The organism is Rhodococcus sp. SB1D (assembly GCF_048573875.1).
GTDB classification, from domain to species: Bacteria; Actinomycetota; Actinomycetes; order Mycobacteriales; family Mycobacteriaceae; genus Rhodococcus_F; species Rhodococcus_F qingshengii.
Genome location: NZ_JBMAIQ010000008.1, coordinates 127,166 through 143,330, shown reverse-complemented (window position 1 = coordinate 143,330; position 16,165 = coordinate 127,166). Strand labels below are relative to the sequence as shown.

Sequence of the window (16,165 nt, the reverse complement as noted above, 5' to 3'; positions counted from 1 at the left end):
TTTCAGTGATACGCGCGGGTCAACATCTCGGCGACGCACACGGGCTTGTCACCGTGTTCTCGTTCGAACGTCTGCGTCACCGTGATCTGGACACCGCCGTTGATCGGTTCGACTTTGCTCAACGTCGCGCGCATGCGGACACGAGAGCCGACCGGAAGCGGAGCAGGCAACCTGACCTTGTCGAATCCGCAGTTGAGAGCAAACGCAAAACCTTCGAGCGAGAACATTGCGTACGAGAACTTGGGGCCGAGTGAGAGCGTGTAGTTGCCGTGCGCGATGGTTCCGCCGAACGGTGACTCCTTCGCGCGATCCACATCGACGTGAATCCACTGATCGTCGCCGGTGACCCGGGCGAACTCGTCGATGGACTCCTGGGTGACATCGTGCCAGTCGCTGACGCCCAGCTCTTGGTTCAGGTTGGCGCTGAGGTCTTCTGCTCCGGTGAGTACAAGCATGAATCTTCCTTCGATCGGTAGGTGCTGACAGTCGGTCAGTGACTTTCGATGCCGAATCCCACACCGTGTGTCTGTGCGATCTCGGCGGTGGCAACGAGATCGAATTCGATCCCGAAGTCTGCTTCTACCCGCGCTGCAACCGATTCCGCGGCGGAACCTGCTTCGGCCAGTAGTTTCGTCATCAGTTCGAACAGGTCTTCCATTCCTCCGGGCGTGATGATTTCGAGAATCCGCGCTGGAGCGTCGTCGGGATTCCACACGGCGTGCCACTGGCCACGCGGTTTGAAGATCATGGCGCCGGTCTCCGCGTAGACGACCTCGTCTCCGACCATCGCTGCGACGCGGCCACTTTGAACCACCGTGTACTCGTCTTCCCGGCTGTGGCGATGGACCGGTGAGGTCATCGAATGCGGAGCGATGCGGTGTTGTACAAGAGAGAAACCTCCCTCGGTTTGTTTGTTACGAACCATCATCCGGACGCCGGTGGCCGCGAGGGTCCCGGCGAGGTCTTCGTCCGGTCCGAGGACGGTCGTGGTGGTGTTGTTCGGGGAATTCGGTGACATCGATTCAGTCCTTCGTCGTCGTGAGCGTCGTTGGCCGCGCTCCGGTTTGTTGATTCCCGAATCATGTACCAATCGGTCTAGTGATGCAAGGTTTTGACAATTTATGCACTTCAACTGTTGTCGATATGTGTACTGATCGGTATATTGAACGTATGTCTACGAGGGATTTGTTGGTCGATGCCGCTGCCGATCTGTTGCAGCGGAAGGGCTACGCCGGAACGGGTGTGTCGGAAGTTCTCTCGGCTAGTGCGACTACCAAAGGTTCCTTGTACTTTCACTTTCCCGGCGGCAAGGAAGAACTCGCAGGCGAGGCTCTGAGACGACGTGGCGAGGCAATGGCCGATTTCATCCGGCACCTGCTGGAGAGCTCACCCGATGCAGCCACCGCGATCTCGGCATTCGCCGCCGCATTGGCTGCGCGTTTGTCGGATTCGGACTACGAACGTGGATGCGCCCTGGCTACGGCAACACTGGATGCCGCAACCGAATCCGAGGTCATCCGCGGTGCTTGTGCGGACGGGTACAACTCGTGGCTCGCACTGCTGGCTCAGCGCCTCGAGGCAGACGGTTGGTCCCGCGAAGACGCCGAGTCCGAGGCAATTCTCGCTCTGTCCGCACTCGAGGGCGCGCTGGTCCTTGCTCGGGCGCGTCAGGATCCCGCTCCGCTTCACACTTCGGGTCGGCTTCTGTCCGAACGATTGCGGAACGCGGCACCTCGGCGTTAGTGCCCTGTCAGTCGATGATGCAGTCAGTCGAAGGTGTCCTCAGTTGAGTACGAGAAGTCCTCAGGCTGATCGAGTAGTACTACTCATCTGATCGGTTCGGCCACGCAGCAAGCTCGAAGCCATGACCACACCGAGCTCTTCCGCCGTCGATCCGCGACTGGTGACCGCCCTCTCGGCCGAGTGCGACAGCATCGGCCGGCAGTTGCGTCACATGGGCCAGAACCTGTCGATCCTGCAGACTCAGCTGGCCTCGGCTACTGCGACCCCGCCCATGCCGGTAGTTCCGGCACCCGCAGCTCCGGTGCCACAGGTGCCGCAGATGCCGCCAATGCGTCCTCAGCAGAGCGTGCCCGCGTGGCAGCCGCCGACGTATCCGGCTGCCGCACCTCGCCAGCCCTGGTGGCAACGCGACGGTGTCATCAGTCGACTCCTGGCCGCGGCCGGTGTTGCCGTCACACTGATCGGCGTCGTGATGCTGCTGGTACTTGCAGCGCAGGCCGGATTCTTCGGACCTCCGCTGCGGGTGCTCGGCGGTGCGCTCCTTTCCGGCGCCTTGGTGTCTGCCGGGGTGCGGGTCCACGGACGACCAGGGGGCAAAGTGGGGGCAATTGCCCTGGCTGCCACAGGTTTTGCAGGGATGTATCTCGATGTCGTCGCAGCCTCCGTTCTCTACGGTTGGGTGACGACACCGCTCGCGGTGGTGATTGCCTTCGGAATCGCCGCCGCCGGCGTTGCCCTCGCCGTGAAGTGGCATTCCGAATCGCTGGCGCTCATGATCGTTCTGGGAGCAGCGCTGCTGGCTCCCGTGTTGACGTCGGGAATATCGTTGACCCTCATCGGTTTCCTCTTCGCGATCCAGTCGGCGACATTCTCCGCCCAGCTCGGTCGTGACTGGAAGTACCTGGGCATGGCGCGCACCGTACCGGTGGTTCTCGCACTGCTCGCAGCGATAGCGTCGGAGTCCATCTTTGACGAATCCGGTAACAGTGCAGTGCAATTGGTGGTCAGTGCCGGCGTGGTTGCAATCGTGGGGGCCGGCTGCGCGATGGTTATGCAGTGGACGGGTTCGCCCTCGCGTGACGGCATTGCAGGGGCGTGGTCCACCGCTACCTTTGTTGTCTCGTCCCTTCCGCTGATGAGCGTCGGAGCCGTGCTCGGGCGCACCGAATCCGCAGTGCTGTACGGAATTGCTGCGGCACTACTTCTTTCGGCTGCAGCGGCGGCCAAGCCTTTGCCGACGCAACTGCGATTCGGACTGGGCGCAACCGGCGCCCTCGCATTGTTGCTCTGCTGCTTCTCCGGGGCGACTGAATCTCTGGTCGTACCGCTGATCCTCACGGTCGGAATGATCTTCCTCGGAGTCTCGCTGTATGCGGGTTCGCGCTTCGTCTTCGCACTCGGAACCGCCTTTGCGGCAATCGGATCGATCGGATACCTCACGACGGTTCCGCCGGAAGCGTTGACGACCGCTCGCGCCGCGTCCAGGCAACTCGGTGCGATCACGGCACTCTCGAGCCTGACGGCGATAGGCGCGCTGGTGATGCTGGTCTGGGCGATTCACCGACTGAAGTTGATCGCCGATTCGAATGCAGCGGTTCTATGGGCGGCCGCAGGGTTCGGTGTCCTCTACGCGGTGACGTGCGCGCTCGTCTCATCCGGCGTCGAAATTTTCGACAGTGCAACCGGTTTCGTTGCCGGGCACAGCGTTGCAACCATCGTGTGGATGCTTGCCGCCACGTCAGCGCTGGTGCTCGGATTGAACAACCGCCAGCACGCTCGCGTCTTGCTCGGAGCCGGGCTTGCTCTCACCAGTGCGGCCGTGGCAAAGCTGTTCCTCTTCGACCTGGCCACACTCAGTGGGCTGGTGCGCAGCGTTGCCTTCCTGGTGGTCGGCTTGCTGCTCCTGCTGGTCGGGACACGTTATGCACGAGCCTTCGCCAAGCAGGAGCAGGAGCAGGTCAGCTTCGCTTCTGGCGAGCGATGAGCTCGCTCACGCTGATGGCGCCTGCGTCGTCAGGCCGGTGCCTGCCGGTGGCGTTGTCGTCGCCGTCAGGGGTGGCGTCCGAGACTCGGGGCTCGTTGGTAGGCGAAGGCGAATCCGTGAAAACCCCGTTACGACGCTCCGGAGCGGTCGGTGGAGGCGGCGACTGGGGGGTCGCCTCCACCGAGGTCGGGGCTGAACCGTTTGTTGCAGAGCCGTTGGTAGCACCGTTTGCGGAGCCGTTCCGGCTCGCGCCGTTGGAGCCTGAACTGCTGCTGGCAGCACCGTTGGTCGCCGAACCGTTTGTCCGCGAAGGCGTCCGGACCACCGGCAGTGGACGTGAGGCCGGGGGAGTCTGTTCCCGGGCCCGCAGGTCCGACAACCAACTCTCGATGGGACGCTCGGCCGGCGCAGCGGGCGTGGGGTTTCTGCGCTTGTCGCTGGCATTCGGTTGCGGCCGGTACGAGGGATTGGGTACAGGTGCCTCGATCAGGTTCTGGGGGGCGCTGGCTGCACTCCCGATATCGAGACGACGTCGCGGTGCCGGCTTCTCCGCGGCGGGAGCCTCCGTGTTGGGTGCCTTGATCGCCATTTCGCTGAGCGGAATGGGCTCGGTGAGAGGATCGGGAACGCGAGGTCCGCTTTCCGGCTGTGCAGCCGGGGCAGGCGGCGGCATGACCCGCGAGGCCGCTTCGATCTTGCGCGGCTGCCCCGGTCCGGCGATCGCACCGACAGGCGCGATCTGCGGGACGTTCGCGAGTACCAGCTCGTTGTCGAGGATCGGCTCGCCCAGCCCGATCTTCTGCTGGATCCGCTTCATCCAGGCCGGAGCCCACCAGCAGTCGTCGCCGAGCAGTTTCATGGTCGCGGGGACCAGGAACATTCGGATGAGAGTCGCGTCGATGATCAGCGCGGAGATCATGCCGTAGGAGATGTATTTCATCATCACCAGATCGGACAGGCCGAATGCGCCGGTGACCACGATCAGAATCAGTGCGGCAGCGGTGATGATCCGGCCGGTATGTGCCGTGCCGATACGGATGGATTCGGTAGTACTCGCGCCCTGCGCGCGCGCTTCGACCATGCGGGAGAGCAGGAACACTTCGTAGTCGGTCGACAGGCCGTAGACGATCGCGATGATCAACACCAGGACGGGAGACATGATCGGTCCCGGCGTGAAGTTCAAGAGACCGGAACCGTGCCCGTCGATGAAGATCCAGGTCAGGATTCCGAGCGTCGAACCCAGTCCGAGCGCGCTCATCAATGCGGCCTTGATGGGCAGGACGAGCGAGCCGAACGTCAAGAACATCAGCAAGGTCGTCAGCAGGATGACGGATACGACCATCAGCGGCAGACGATCGAGCAATGCGTCGACGCTGTCCTGCTCGATGGCCGGAGTACCGCCGACCAGCACAGTTGTGCCCTCGGGCCAGTCCGCGGACCGCAGATAGTCGATGGTGGGACGTGCCTCGTTCCGCTCCGTCAGACCGGCCTTGAGGACGTTGACACCGTCCTTCGTCGCAACCTCCGGGGTGAACTTCTCGACCAGACCCGGCGCAGCATTTGCGGTCTTGGAAATCTGACCGAGGGTGGTGTTGTCGGCTCCCTCGATGACGAGTCGAACGGGCTCGGTGCGATTGCCGGGGAAGAGTTCGTCGAACTGCGCCTGCGCGACACGCGTGGGGCTGTCCGGGGGCAGGTACGTCTCGTTGATACCGCCGAACTTGATGCCCGTCAGCGGAATGATCATCAGCAGTAGAGCCGCGACGATCGGGACCGCGACCTTGAGCGGATGCTGCATGACCCAGCGGGTGAGCTTGCCCCAGAAACCGTTCTCGATTTCCTCGTTGGTCTTGGTCTGGCGCAGCTTCTTGAAGGTCAGCGCGTCGATCCGCTTGCCGAGAATGCCGAGAATCGCGGGAAGAATCGTGATGGACGAGATCGCGGCAAGCATGACGGCAGCAATGGCGCCGTAAGCCACCGATTTGAGGAAGCCCTGCGGGAACAACAGCAGACCGCCAAGGCTGACGGCAACCATGGTCGCCGAGAACATGACCGTTCTACCCGCCGTCATGACCGTTCGGCGTACTGCGGTCGGGGTGTCGTACCCCTCGGCTATCTCTTCTCGGAAACGGCTGACGATGAACAGTCCGTAGTCGATCGCGAGACCCAGGCCGACCAGAGAGACCACGGGCGCAACAAACGCGTTGACCTCGGTGAAGTTGGTGATCAGTCGAATGATGCCGTTGGCGCCGATGACGGTCAGACCGCCGACGATCAACGGGAGGGCAGCAGCGACGACGCCACCGAAGACGAAGAACAGCAGGACACCGACAGCAGGAATCGCGAGCATTTCCATGCGCTTGATGTCGTTGGCCATCGTGTCGTTGAGCGAATTCGCGACAGGTTGCAGGCCGGCGAGTTGCACGTCGACGCCGTCGATGTAGAACTGCGACTCGACGTCGCGGAAGTTGTTGGACACCGCGGTGTCGTTGTCTCCGGCGATCGCGATGCTGGTGACCGCGTGTTGCTTGGTCTTGTCCGCCAGGGCCGCCACCGAGAGACCGTTGTCGACCTTGAAGTACGAGCCGTTGATCTTCATGATCTGGTCGGGGTTGTCGGCGACGAGTCGCTGCAGATTGTCGATGACCTTCGCTTGGAACTCGGGGTCGTCGACGGTCTTGCCCTCCGGCGCCGTGTACAGCGCCAGAACGTCACCCGTCGTGCTGCGTCCGAACGTGCCGTCAGCGAGTTTGGCAGCCTCTACCGATTCCGACCCCGGATCGTCCCAGCCGCTCTGGCTGAGATGATCCTGCAGGCTCAGGCCGTACGCAGCGAGCCCGAGGAGCCCCGCCACCATGACAGCGATGACGGTGAAGCGGGCTCGATAGACGATGCTTCCCCAGCTGGCGAACACTGATCAACTCCTACTCGGCAACACTTTTTCGCCCGATGAGCAGGGCAGAAAGCGGTCGGAACGGCTGCAACCAGGCGCCCTCGTCGGGCAGGGTGTCCAGGCTTACCCGTGGCAGAGGCTCACGGAAGACACCTGGGATGTCCTCGAGATCGACGAAGTCCAAGATATCGGACGACACAGCCCAGCTGGCGTGTTCACGGAACCCGAGAACCTGGACCGGGATACCGGTTGCTGCGATGTCCTCGAGAGGTTCGCGGAACGCTTGGCCGTCGGCGGACGCGACCATGATTCCGGCGAGGCCCTCGCCGTACCGGAGCGCGATGTGCTCGAGCATGTCCGAATCGACATCGCTGTCTTCATCGACCTTCGGCTTGGCGAACACCGCGAAACCCACGTTACGCAAGGCTTCGACCCAAGGACGAACGACGTCGGCGCTGCCGGACGCGATGTTGGTGAAGACGGTCGCTTCAGGCTCGAGCGTGCCGCTGTTCTGTGCGGACAGTTCGGCGGTGCGAGAGAGCAGCCAACGACCCAAAGCGTCGAATCGTGGCCGGTAGGCGGCGGTAGGCCGGCCACCGAGGATAGCGCCGAGGCCCATGTCGAGGTTAGGGGCGTCCCAGACCAGAAGCACCCGCTTGGGGTGGCGGGAGTCACGACCGAAGTCGAGAGGAGATTCCGACGACGTCACGTCGTCGGATAGCTGTTCGCTGACGCTCATGCTCTGATCTTCCCCCATATAAGCTCGGTGATTGCACTTCCGACCTTATGGGCTTTGTCCTCGAACTTGGTGACCGGACGCTCGTGGGTCATCGGAGACTCCCAGTCGAGTGCGGTCAGCAGCGGCTCGGCATTGCCGGCTTCTTCGATCCATTCGGCGTACTCGGCGTGATCGGTTGCCACGTGCAGGACTCCGCCGGGCTTGAGGCGGTTGGCGATCAGCGAGAACGTCGGCCCCTGCAGGAGGCGACGCTTGTGATGGCGGGCCTTGGGCCACGGATCCGGGAAGAACACCCGGACGCCCGTCAGGGACTCGGGGGCGACCATGTTCTCGAGTACGTCCATCGCGTCACCGCGCAGTACGCGGACGTTGGGAATTTCTTCGCGTTCGACCTGCTGGAGAAGCTGCGCGAGCCCGGGGCGGTACACCTCGATCGCGATCAGGTTCACGTGCGGTTCCGCCTTGGCCATTGCGGCCGTCGCGGTGCCGGTACCCGAACCGATCTCGATGATCAGGGGTGCTTCGCGTCCGAACCATGCGTTCGCGTCGAGCGGTGTGTCCGAGACGTCGGCGCCGATGAGCGGCCACTGACGGTCCCAAGCCTGCTGCTGTGCGTCGGTCAGCGCACCCCGGCGAGAGCGAAAGCTGGTCACTCTCGGATGGAGACGGGACCCCTTGGTGTGGTCCGTCTGCCCCGTGTCAGGGGTCTGCGGTGCATGCTGATCGGCTTCGTTCACGAACCCATTGTCACGCATGACCCCCGTTTAGCGCAGACGGGTCTGAAGTTTGAGTTGAGACTTTCCACGGAAAGTCCTGAAACCGTCGACTTCGGACTGTCGGCGAAAGGGCGGTGTCACCTGCCGTCCTTGCCGAGAACCTGACAGAATCCCACCGACACGATGGGGACGTGGGGTGGGGATGAACACAGGATTTGCATGCAGTAATTGGTCACGAATGTTGCCCGCAGAATCGATCGACGACGCCTGCGTGGAGCCGATCGATCAGTTGCGCGCTCTGGCATATCGGCTGACATCGATCGATTCGGGAGCCGCCGAGGCGGTTCACTCGGTGCTCGGATCGCTGACAGCGCCGCTCGAATTGGTGGTCGCCGGGCGAGCCGGGGTGGGGCGGTCGTCGTTGGCGCGGATCCTGGGGCGCGACGACCGGTTCTCGCGCAGAGTTGTCGGCGCACCGGTTGTGGTGACCGAGTCGAGGGCATTCGATGTCCCTGGAACGTCGAACCCCGATCTGGGTCGTCGTTGCGTTGTCTACGTGGTGGTCGACGCGGTCCGCGACGTCGACGGCCGAGCCATTGCTCGAGTTTCCGATCGTGTGGTCGTCGCTGCGAACAAGGCTGACTTGTTCGGTCCGCGCTGGGACGAGGCGCTGGGACGGGCGGCGGAAATCTCGGAGAACGTCGGCGTGCCCACGGTTCCGGTGGAGACACTGACCGGGCGCGGCGTCGAAGAGTTGTTCGCGGCTCTCGGACCTGTTCTGGAGGCGCAGTGGTGGGGCCGGGTCGAGCAGATCGGCCCGGCGCTGAGGCGATCTGCCTCGCGCAGCATTGCGGGCAGGGACGAGATCGAGTTGTATCTGAGTTCGGACTCCGCGGTGTTGTTCGGCGCTGCGGCGGCGATGATGAGCCCCGAAATTCGAGCCCTGCGTCAAGGCGAGCCTCCCGATCCTCGTACCGCTGACGACGCGGGCACGTGCAGCCGGTGGTGGGGCGAGCTCGTGGACGAGTCGGAACAGTGTCCGCAACAAAGGGTCTCACTGATTCGACGCGGGTATGTGCGTCGGTGGGCGCAGCTCGGAGGCGATCGCTCTGCCCCGGCGGTGACCGATGAATAGCGTTTCGGTACTTCCGGATTCGGTGCTGCGCGTGGTGCAGCGATGGAATCCGGCATCCGATCCGGGTCGCCAGGTCGCCGCCGAAACATGCAGGGGCACTCGCATTTACGTTGTCGGTCCACCAAGGGGTGGACGGGAAGACGTCGCGCAGATGTTCGATGCTTCGGATGATTGTTCGTCAGTGACACGCGAGGTGGACGCCGACGTCGTACTTCTGGTCGTCGATGCCGCCAGTGTGATCGGACGCGAGGATCTCCTTCTCCTCGGCGACGCTGCGGCGAGCGGAACCCCGGTGGTGGTGGCGCTGACCCGCGTCGACGTCTATCGAGACTGGCAGGCGGTGCGCCGGCGTGATGCCGAGATTCTCGCTTCGCACTGCACCGCTTTTGCGCAGGCTCCCGTGGTCCCGATTGCGCCTGGTCAGGAGCAGTCGCTCGTTGCGGTCGTGAGCCGGGCGGCACGGGAGAGGGAAGCAGGTGGTTCGGATTCCGGAGTCATCGCACAGACGCGCCGGATGATCGAGATGGAGATCCGGAATCTACGTGACGGTGTTCCTGGTGCCGAACTGCGGGCAGAGCGATCGCAGCTGCTCGCAGACCGTGACGGCCGGCGAGGCGAACGCCTGGTGCAGGTGCGAAGCCGACTGCAACGAGCGCGCGGGGATCTGTCACAACAAATCGCCGAGGCAACCCGGGCGACGGTCGCCGGGGCACGTGCATGGGTCGACACGGCCTCGCGAGCCGAATTGGGCAGCGTGCCGACGCGACTGCAGCACGAGGTCGACCACCACACCCGGGTGTTCGACGCCGCGATGGCGGCAGCGGTGGAAGTGGCGGGCACGACCGGATACATGCCTTCCCCACGGATTCCGGAGGGCCCGCCGCGCCGTCAGCGCGGAAACGAGGACCGGGTGACAATTCTTGTCGGCGCGTCCGCGGGTCTCGGCCTCGGCCGTATCGCAGTGACTCCGCTGGAAATGATTCCGGCCTTGGAGTTCGCAAGTATCCCCGTGACGTTGATTCTGGGTGGCGCCGCGGCGTGGTGGTTGGCGCGAACTCGCGGGCTGACGGCGGATCGTGCCTACTCCAGGTCGTGGATCGTCGAATCGATGTCGACGGTTCGCGCACAGTGGGAGCAGCGAGTCCAGAGTGTTCTGCTCGAGGCCGAGGCGGATCTGGGAGCGGCGATCATGGCGGAGAGCCGCGAGCAGGTGGCGTCGGCGCAGGCCCGAATCGTGGAGATCGACGGTGAACTTCGTGAGCTCGCCGCGGCCAGATCGGGTCAGCTCGCGTCGTGCGAGCGCGACCTCGCCGTTTTGAACGCCGCCTACTGATCATTCCGCGAGTGCAGAGTTCTCCACAGTGCCGCAATTTCGGCCTCGACTGATCGTCGGGGTCTGGTAATACTGAGCGGACGGTTTCGGTAGGGGTTGCCGAAGCAGTAGGTCACCATCCAGTAGGGGGAGTAATGGACGCATTTCTGATCACGGCCGGACACATCGACGGGCACGAAGCCGAAGCGCTCGATCCTGGGCGTATCGAGCCCGAGGCCTTCGGGCCCGCGTCGGGACCGGTCGATGCCGGCGACCTGAACTTCGACGCCTTCGACTTGGACGGTGACGGAACGGTCGACAGCCGTGTCGTCCACTCCGACGACGCCGTCGTGATCGTGTCCGATTTCGATCGCGACGGTAGCGCCGATCGCCTCACGATGATCGACTCGGACGGCGACTACTCGGCCTGGGAATGCAGTCGAGACGACGAAGGCGCCCTCGTCTGGCAGAAAATCGATGCCGGAGCGCTCTGAAAAGCTTCCGTTTATGTGCTCTGAGCGCCGGGTAGGCACCTGAACACACCAACTGAATCGTTTCTGTGACATTTCTGACCGCACCCGATTACCTGCAGGTGAACAGCCAGCGTTAACCTCAATACATAGGACACCCGGCGTCCGTGAAATCCACGTGAGTGGATGACGCGGCTGGACCCCGTCGAGAGGGGGACACCGGGATCGACTGGTATCGGGGCGCTGCAGTTCGCATCCGGTGTCACGAGAACCCGGTTCCGGCTCACCCCAGGAGAGTTTGATGACCTCAGCGACCATTCCCGGTCTCAATGGAACTGACGGCACGCCCCCCACGCAGCACAAGGAACTGCTTGCATGGGTGCAAGAGGTTGCCGAACTCACCCAGCCTGATCGCGTCGTCTTCGCAGACGGCTCGGACGAAGAATGGGACCGACTGACAACGAAGTTGGTCGAGGCAGGAACCTTCACCCGCCTCAACGACGAGAAGAAGCCGAACTCTTTCCTCGGCAACTCCGATCCGTCCGATGTCGCGCGAGTCGAATCGCGTACGTACATCTGCTCGAAGGAAGAAATCGACGCAGGTCCCACCAACAACTGGATGGACCCGGCGGAGATGCGCACCCTCATGGGTGACCTGTACCGCGGTTGCATGCGTGGACGCACCATGTACGTCGTGCCGTTCTGCATGGGCCCCCTCGACGCCGAGGACCCGAAGCTGGGCGTCGAGCTCACCGATTCCGAGTACGTCGTCGTCTCCATGCGCGTCATGACCCGCATGGGCAGCAAGGTTCTCGACAAGCTCGGCACCGACGGGTTCTTCGTCAAGGCGCTGCACTCGCTGGGCGCTCCGCTGGCCGAAGGCCAGGAAGACGTCGCGTGGCCGTGCAACGACACCAAGTACATCACCCACTTCCCCGAGGATCGTGAGATCTGGAGCTTCGGTTCCGGCTACGGCGGAAACGCTCTCCTGGGCAAGAAGTGCTACTCGCTGCGTATCGCCTCGGCAATGGCGCACGACGAGGGCTGGCTGGCCGAGCACATGCTCATCCTCAAGCTCATCTCGCCCGAGGACAAGGCCTACTACATCGCGGCGGCATTCCCCTCCGCTTGTGGCAAGACCAACCTCGCGATGATCCAGCCGACCATCCCCGGGTGGCGCGCCGAGACCCTCGGTGACGACATCGCCTGGATGCGTTTCGGTGAGGACGGACAGCTGTACGCCGTCAACCCGGAATTCGGTTTCTTCGGCGTGGCTCCCGGCACCAACTGGTCGTCGAACCCCAACGCCATGCGCACCATCGACCAGGGCAACACGGTCTTCACCAACGTCGCTCTGACGGACGACGGTGACGTCTGGTGGGAAGGCCTCGAAGGCGACCCGCAGCACCTGATCGACTGGAAGGGCAACGAGTGGACGCCCGAGTCGGGCACCCATGCGGCTCATCCCAACTCGCGTTACTGCACCCCGATGTCGCAGTGCCCGATCATGGCTCCCGAGTGGGACGACCCGAAGGGCGTGCCGATCTCGGCAATCCTGTTCGGCGGCCGCCGCAAGACGACGGTTCCGCTGGTCACCGAGGCTCGCGACTGGCAGCACGGCGTCTTCATGGGTGCAACGGTCGGCTCCGAGCAGACCGCAGCAGCCGAAGGCCAGGTCGGTACGGTTCGCCGCGATCCGATGGCAATGCTGCCGTTCCTCGGCTACAACGTCGGTGACTACTTCCAGCACTGGATCGACCTCGGCAAGTCCGCGGACGCGTCCAAGCTCCCCAAGGTCTTCTACGTCAACTGGTTCCGCCGCGGCGACGACGGACGCTTCCTGTGGCCAGGCTTCGGCGAGAACTCTCGCGTCCTGAAGTGGATCGTCGAGCGTATCGAGCACAAGGCTGCCGGTATCGACACCCCGATCGGCGTCGTTCCCACCGGATCGGCACTCGACATCGAAGGCCTGGACGTGTCGGACGCCGACATCACCGAGGCTCTCGCGGTCAACATCGACGAGTGGAAGGCCGAGATCCCGCTCATCGAAGAGTGGTTCGACTTCGTCGGCGAGAAGCTGCCGACCGGCATTCGCGACGAGTTCGAAGCTCTGAAGCAGCGGTTGGCCTGATAAACCGCCCCCGTATGTAGTGGCCTGATGCCGCATTGGTTCAATTTGATGAACCGATGCGGCATCGGTCGTCTGTATGCCCTTGCCTGTAGCCGTTAAGCAGTTCAGCCGTTATGCAGTTCAGCCGTAAAGCAGTGATCAGCGAGCGGGTCGACACACTCGATCCTCAGGAGGACCAGATATGAGCGGGATCTACAACAACGTGACCGAATTGGTCGGGCGCACCCCGATCGTGCGGCTCAACCGTCTGACCGAGGGCCTGGACGCACAGGTCGCCGTCAAGCTCGAGTTCTACAACCCGGCCAACAGCGTCAAGGACCGGATCGGCGTGGCGATCATCGACGCCGCCGAGAAGTCCGGTGCACTCAAGCCCGGTGGCACCATCGTCGAGGGAACCAGCGGTAACACGGGTATCGCACTCGCCATGGTCGGTGCTGCTCGCGGCTACAAGGTCATCCTGACCATGCCCGAGACCATGTCCACCGAGCGTCGCGTGATGCTGCGTGCTTACGGCGCCGAGATCGTGCTGACCCCGGGATCCGAGGGCATGGCCGGTGCGGTCGCCAAGGCCAAGGAAATCGTCGAGCAGACCGAGAACGCTGTCTCGGCCAGCCAGTTCGCGAACCCGGCCAACCCGGCCATCCACGAGGCAACGACGGGCGAAGAGGTCTGGGCCGACACCGACGGCGCCGTCGACATCTTCGTGTCCGGCATCGGCACCGGCGGCACTATCACCGGCGTCGGACGCACCCTTCGCAAGTACAAGCCCGAGGTCAAGATCGTGGGCGTCGAGCCCATCGACTCGCCGATCCTCAACGGTGGCCAGCCCGGCCCCCACAAGATCCAGGGAATCGGCGCGAACTTCGTGCCCGACGTCCTCGATCGCGAGATCTACGACGAGATCATCGACGTCTCGTTCCCCGATTCCATCGAGGTCGCTCGCGCACTCGGCACCAAAGAAGGCATCCTGGGCGGCATCTCGTCCGGCGCCATCGTCTGGGCAGCACTCGAGTTGGCGAAGCGTCCGGAAAACGCCGGCAAGCTGATCGTGGCTGTCGTGTGTGACTTCGGCGAGCGTTACATCTCCACCCCGCTGTTCGAACACATCCGGGACTGAGACTTGTGAGTATCCTCGGGACAATTCGCGAGGACCTGCAGGCTGCGCGCGGTCAGGATCCTGCCGCGCGCAGCAATGTGGAGAACGCGCTCGTTTATTCAGGGCTGCATGCTATTTGGGCGCATCGGGTTGCACATCGCATGTGGGCCGTCCCTGCGCTACGCGGCCCGGCGCGAGTGCTCTCGCAGCTGACACGCTTCGTCACCGGCATCGAGATTCATCCCGGTGCCACCATCGGTCGACGGTTCTTCATCGACCACGGCATGGGCGTCGTGATCGGGGAGACGGCCGAGGTCGGTAACGACGTGATGCTCTATCACGGCGTCACTCTCGGTGGTCGCTCGCTCGAACAGGTCAAACGTCACCCGACGCTGGGTGATCGGGTAACCGTCGGCGCTGGTGCCAAGATCCTCGGACCTGTCGTCATCGGTGAAGGTAGCGCTATCGGCGCCAATGCCGTTGTCACCAGAGATGTTCCGGCCGAATCCATCGCGACGGGTATCCCGGCGGTGGCGCGGCCACGGACCACCAAGGAAAAACTGGTGGACCCGAACAGCTACATCGATCCGGCGATGTACATCTGAAGCACTCCTTCTTCGATGGCCACCCTCGTGTAGACGGCGGGTGGCCGTCGGCGTCTGTTCAGGCTCGCGTCAGGTGCCACCCGCGACGTCCCAGTACGACGGCCGTCGCAGCGCCCAATGCTGCTCCGATCAAGGGATAGCAGGCCAGGACGAGCCAGCGCGGTCCGTCTAAGGGTTCGTAGGCGGTGGCTATTGTCGACTCGTAGTCCCGAGCCATCTGCACGTCCCGGAACGGTACGTAGGAACCCTGATAGACGATGGTCTCGTCAGGGCTGGTCATCACGTCGATCAGACTGCCCACCAGGGGAATTCCCCCGACTACAAATCCCAGAACCGCCAGAATCACGATCAGTGTGCGCATCGCCCGAGCCTATCGCCCGGCCGGAAGTTCAGACTGTGATCGACGGTTCTTCGGGGGTCGAGAGGGTCAGGATCGCCCGCACGACACGTGGGCTCTGCTCGAGTGAGCGCTCGAGTTCGCGCAACGTGTGGGCCACACGGGATTCCGCGTAGTCACCGACCAGGTCGACGCTGGCCACCAGGTAGACCTGTCGCGGCCCGAGGTATTCCATACGCAGGAACGTGATTCGGTTGATCTCGGGCAGTTGGGTGAGAGCTTCGACGGCTGCTGCCCGCAGCGTCGGTGAGGCCTCTTCGCCGACCAGGAAGCGGCGGTTCCGATCTATCAGAATTATTGCGATGACCCCGAGGAGAATGCCGACGAAGATGGAGCCGAGGGCGTCGGGGATCGGCGAACCGGTGACCTGGTGCAACAGAACACCGACGAACGCGATGACCAAACCGATAAGTGCCGCAGCATCTTCGGCGAACACGGCCCGAGTCGTCGGGTCGGATGTGTTGAGTGCCTGGGTCATGACGTCGCGGTTCACGGCGGACGCTTCGTGTCGGAGTTGTTTGTACGCCTGCCGGAACGAGATGCCTTCGAGGATGAACGAGACGCCGAGGACGGCGTAGGCGACACCGAAGTCGGACGCCGGTTCGGAATGGAACAGTTCCTGGATGCCATGGGTGATCGAGACACCCGCGCCGAGTGCAAACAGTCCGAGGGCGGCGAACATCGACCAGATGTAGGCCTCCCGGCCGTAGCCGAGTGGCTGGTCTCGGTCGGGAACCCTTTTCGAGCGGCGGTTCGCGATCAGCAGCAGCACTTCGTTGCCGGTATCGGCCCAGGAGTGGGTGGCCTCTGCGACCATCGATGCAGATCCGGTGACGATGGCGGCCGCCGTCTTGGCACCGGCGATCAGCGCGTTCGCCGCAAACGCCAGTACGACTGTCGTGGTGCTCTCGTCGGCCGATGCTTCCGTTTCGGTGCTCACGATT

15 protein-coding genes are annotated in these 16,165 nt (G+C 63.4%); 8 read left to right on the top strand and 7 right to left on the bottom strand.

What is annotated here, in order from left to right; all coding sequences use genetic code 11:
• Positions 1–2 precede the first annotated feature (2 nt).
• Together ACN50D_RS18960 and ACN50D_RS18955 are read right to left on the bottom strand one after the other, a co-directional pair.
• A complete protein-coding gene (locus ACN50D_RS18960; RefSeq protein ID WP_003945664.1) occupies positions 3–455 on the bottom strand; it encodes a MaoC family dehydratase in 453 nt (150 codons plus the stop codon).
• A 35-nt stretch (positions 456–490) separates the two neighbouring features.
• Positions 491–1,018, bottom strand: coding sequence for a cupin domain-containing protein (locus ACN50D_RS18955; protein WP_211921554.1), 528 nt, complete (start codon positions 1,016–1,018; stop codon positions 491–493).
• 152 nt (positions 1,019–1,170) lie between these two features.
• On the opposite strand from ACN50D_RS18955, the gene ACN50D_RS18950 reads away from it, so the two are divergent.
• Positions 1,171–1,743, top strand: a complete 573-nt coding sequence (locus ACN50D_RS18950; RefSeq protein ID WP_042920278.1) for a TetR/AcrR family transcriptional regulator — start codon at positions 1,171–1,173, stop codon at positions 1,741–1,743.
• Between the two features lie 121 nt (positions 1,744–1,864).
• Positions 1,865–3,727: a DUF2339 domain-containing protein gene (locus ACN50D_RS18945; RefSeq protein ID WP_211921556.1), complete on the top strand. Its 1,863-nt coding sequence runs from the start codon at positions 1,865–1,867 to the stop codon at positions 3,725–3,727.
• On the opposite strand, the gene ACN50D_RS18940 is transcribed toward ACN50D_RS18945, so the two are convergent.
• The 3 genes from ACN50D_RS18940 to trmB are packed head-to-tail and all read right to left on the bottom strand — an operon-like array spanning position 3,702 to position 8,114.
• Positions 3,702–6,641, bottom strand: coding sequence for an MMPL family transporter (locus tag ACN50D_RS18940; RefSeq protein ID WP_007734492.1), 2,940 nt, complete (start codon positions 6,639–6,641; stop codon positions 3,702–3,704). The two genes, ACN50D_RS18945 and ACN50D_RS18940, sit on opposite strands and share 26 nt — an antisense overlap.
• Before the next feature lie 10 nt (positions 6,642–6,651).
• Positions 6,652–7,359: an NYN domain-containing protein gene (locus tag ACN50D_RS18935; protein WP_003945733.1), complete on the bottom strand. Its 708-nt coding sequence runs from the start codon at positions 7,357–7,359 to the stop codon at positions 6,652–6,654.
• The gene (gene trmB / locus ACN50D_RS18930; RefSeq protein WP_007734493.1) at positions 7,356–8,114 is read right to left on the bottom strand and encodes a tRNA (guanosine(46)-N7)-methyltransferase TrmB; all 759 of its coding nucleotides are present in this window, start codon (positions 8,112–8,114) and stop codon (positions 7,356–7,358) included. The genes ACN50D_RS18935 and trmB overlap by 4 nt, the downstream gene beginning before the upstream one ends.
• Positions 8,115–8,313: 199 nt before the next feature.
• Between trmB and ACN50D_RS18925 the strand changes: the two genes are divergently transcribed.
• The 6 genes from ACN50D_RS18925 to epsC all read left to right on the top strand — a co-directional run bounded on the left by ACN50D_RS18925 (position 8,314) and on the right by epsC (position 14,824).
• Positions 8,314–9,210 (top strand): GTPase domain-containing protein, encoded by an 897-nt coding sequence (locus ACN50D_RS18925; protein WP_007734494.1) that lies wholly within the window; start codon positions 8,314–8,316, stop codon positions 9,208–9,210.
• Between the two features lie 181 nt (positions 9,211–9,391).
• Positions 9,392–10,543, top strand: a complete 1,152-nt coding sequence (locus ACN50D_RS18920) for a hypothetical protein (RefSeq protein ID WP_231782974.1) — start codon at positions 9,392–9,394, stop codon at positions 10,541–10,543.
• 134 nt (positions 10,544–10,677) lie between these two features.
• A complete protein-coding gene (locus ACN50D_RS18915; protein ID WP_007734497.1) occupies positions 10,678–11,016 on the top strand; it encodes a DUF6802 family protein in 339 nt (112 codons plus the stop codon).
• A 277-nt stretch (positions 11,017–11,293) separates the two neighbouring features.
• Positions 11,294–13,123 (top strand): phosphoenolpyruvate carboxykinase (GTP), encoded by a 1,830-nt coding sequence (locus ACN50D_RS18910; RefSeq protein ID WP_003945806.1) that lies wholly within the window; start codon positions 11,294–11,296, stop codon positions 13,121–13,123.
• Positions 13,124–13,304: 181 nt separating this feature from the next.
• Positions 13,305–14,240, top strand: coding sequence for a cysteine synthase A (gene cysK, locus ACN50D_RS18905; protein WP_003945916.1), 936 nt, complete (start codon positions 13,305–13,307; stop codon positions 14,238–14,240).
• Positions 14,241–14,245: 5 nt separating this feature from the next.
• A complete protein-coding gene (gene epsC, locus ACN50D_RS18900) occupies positions 14,246–14,824 on the top strand; it encodes a serine O-acetyltransferase EpsC (RefSeq protein WP_003945907.1) in 579 nt (192 codons plus the stop codon).
• Positions 14,825–14,882: 58 nt separating this feature from the next.
• On the opposite strand, the gene ACN50D_RS18895 is transcribed toward epsC, so the two are convergent.
• Complete coding sequence (locus ACN50D_RS18895; protein WP_063314961.1) at positions 14,883–15,185, bottom strand: hypothetical protein; 303 nt, start codon at positions 15,183–15,185, stop codon at positions 14,883–14,885.
• Positions 15,186–15,213: 28 nt separating this feature from the next.
• A complete protein-coding gene (locus tag ACN50D_RS18890; protein WP_070162145.1) occupies positions 15,214–16,161 on the bottom strand; it encodes a cation diffusion facilitator family transporter in 948 nt (315 codons plus the stop codon).
• Positions 16,162–16,165 lie beyond the last annotated feature (4 nt).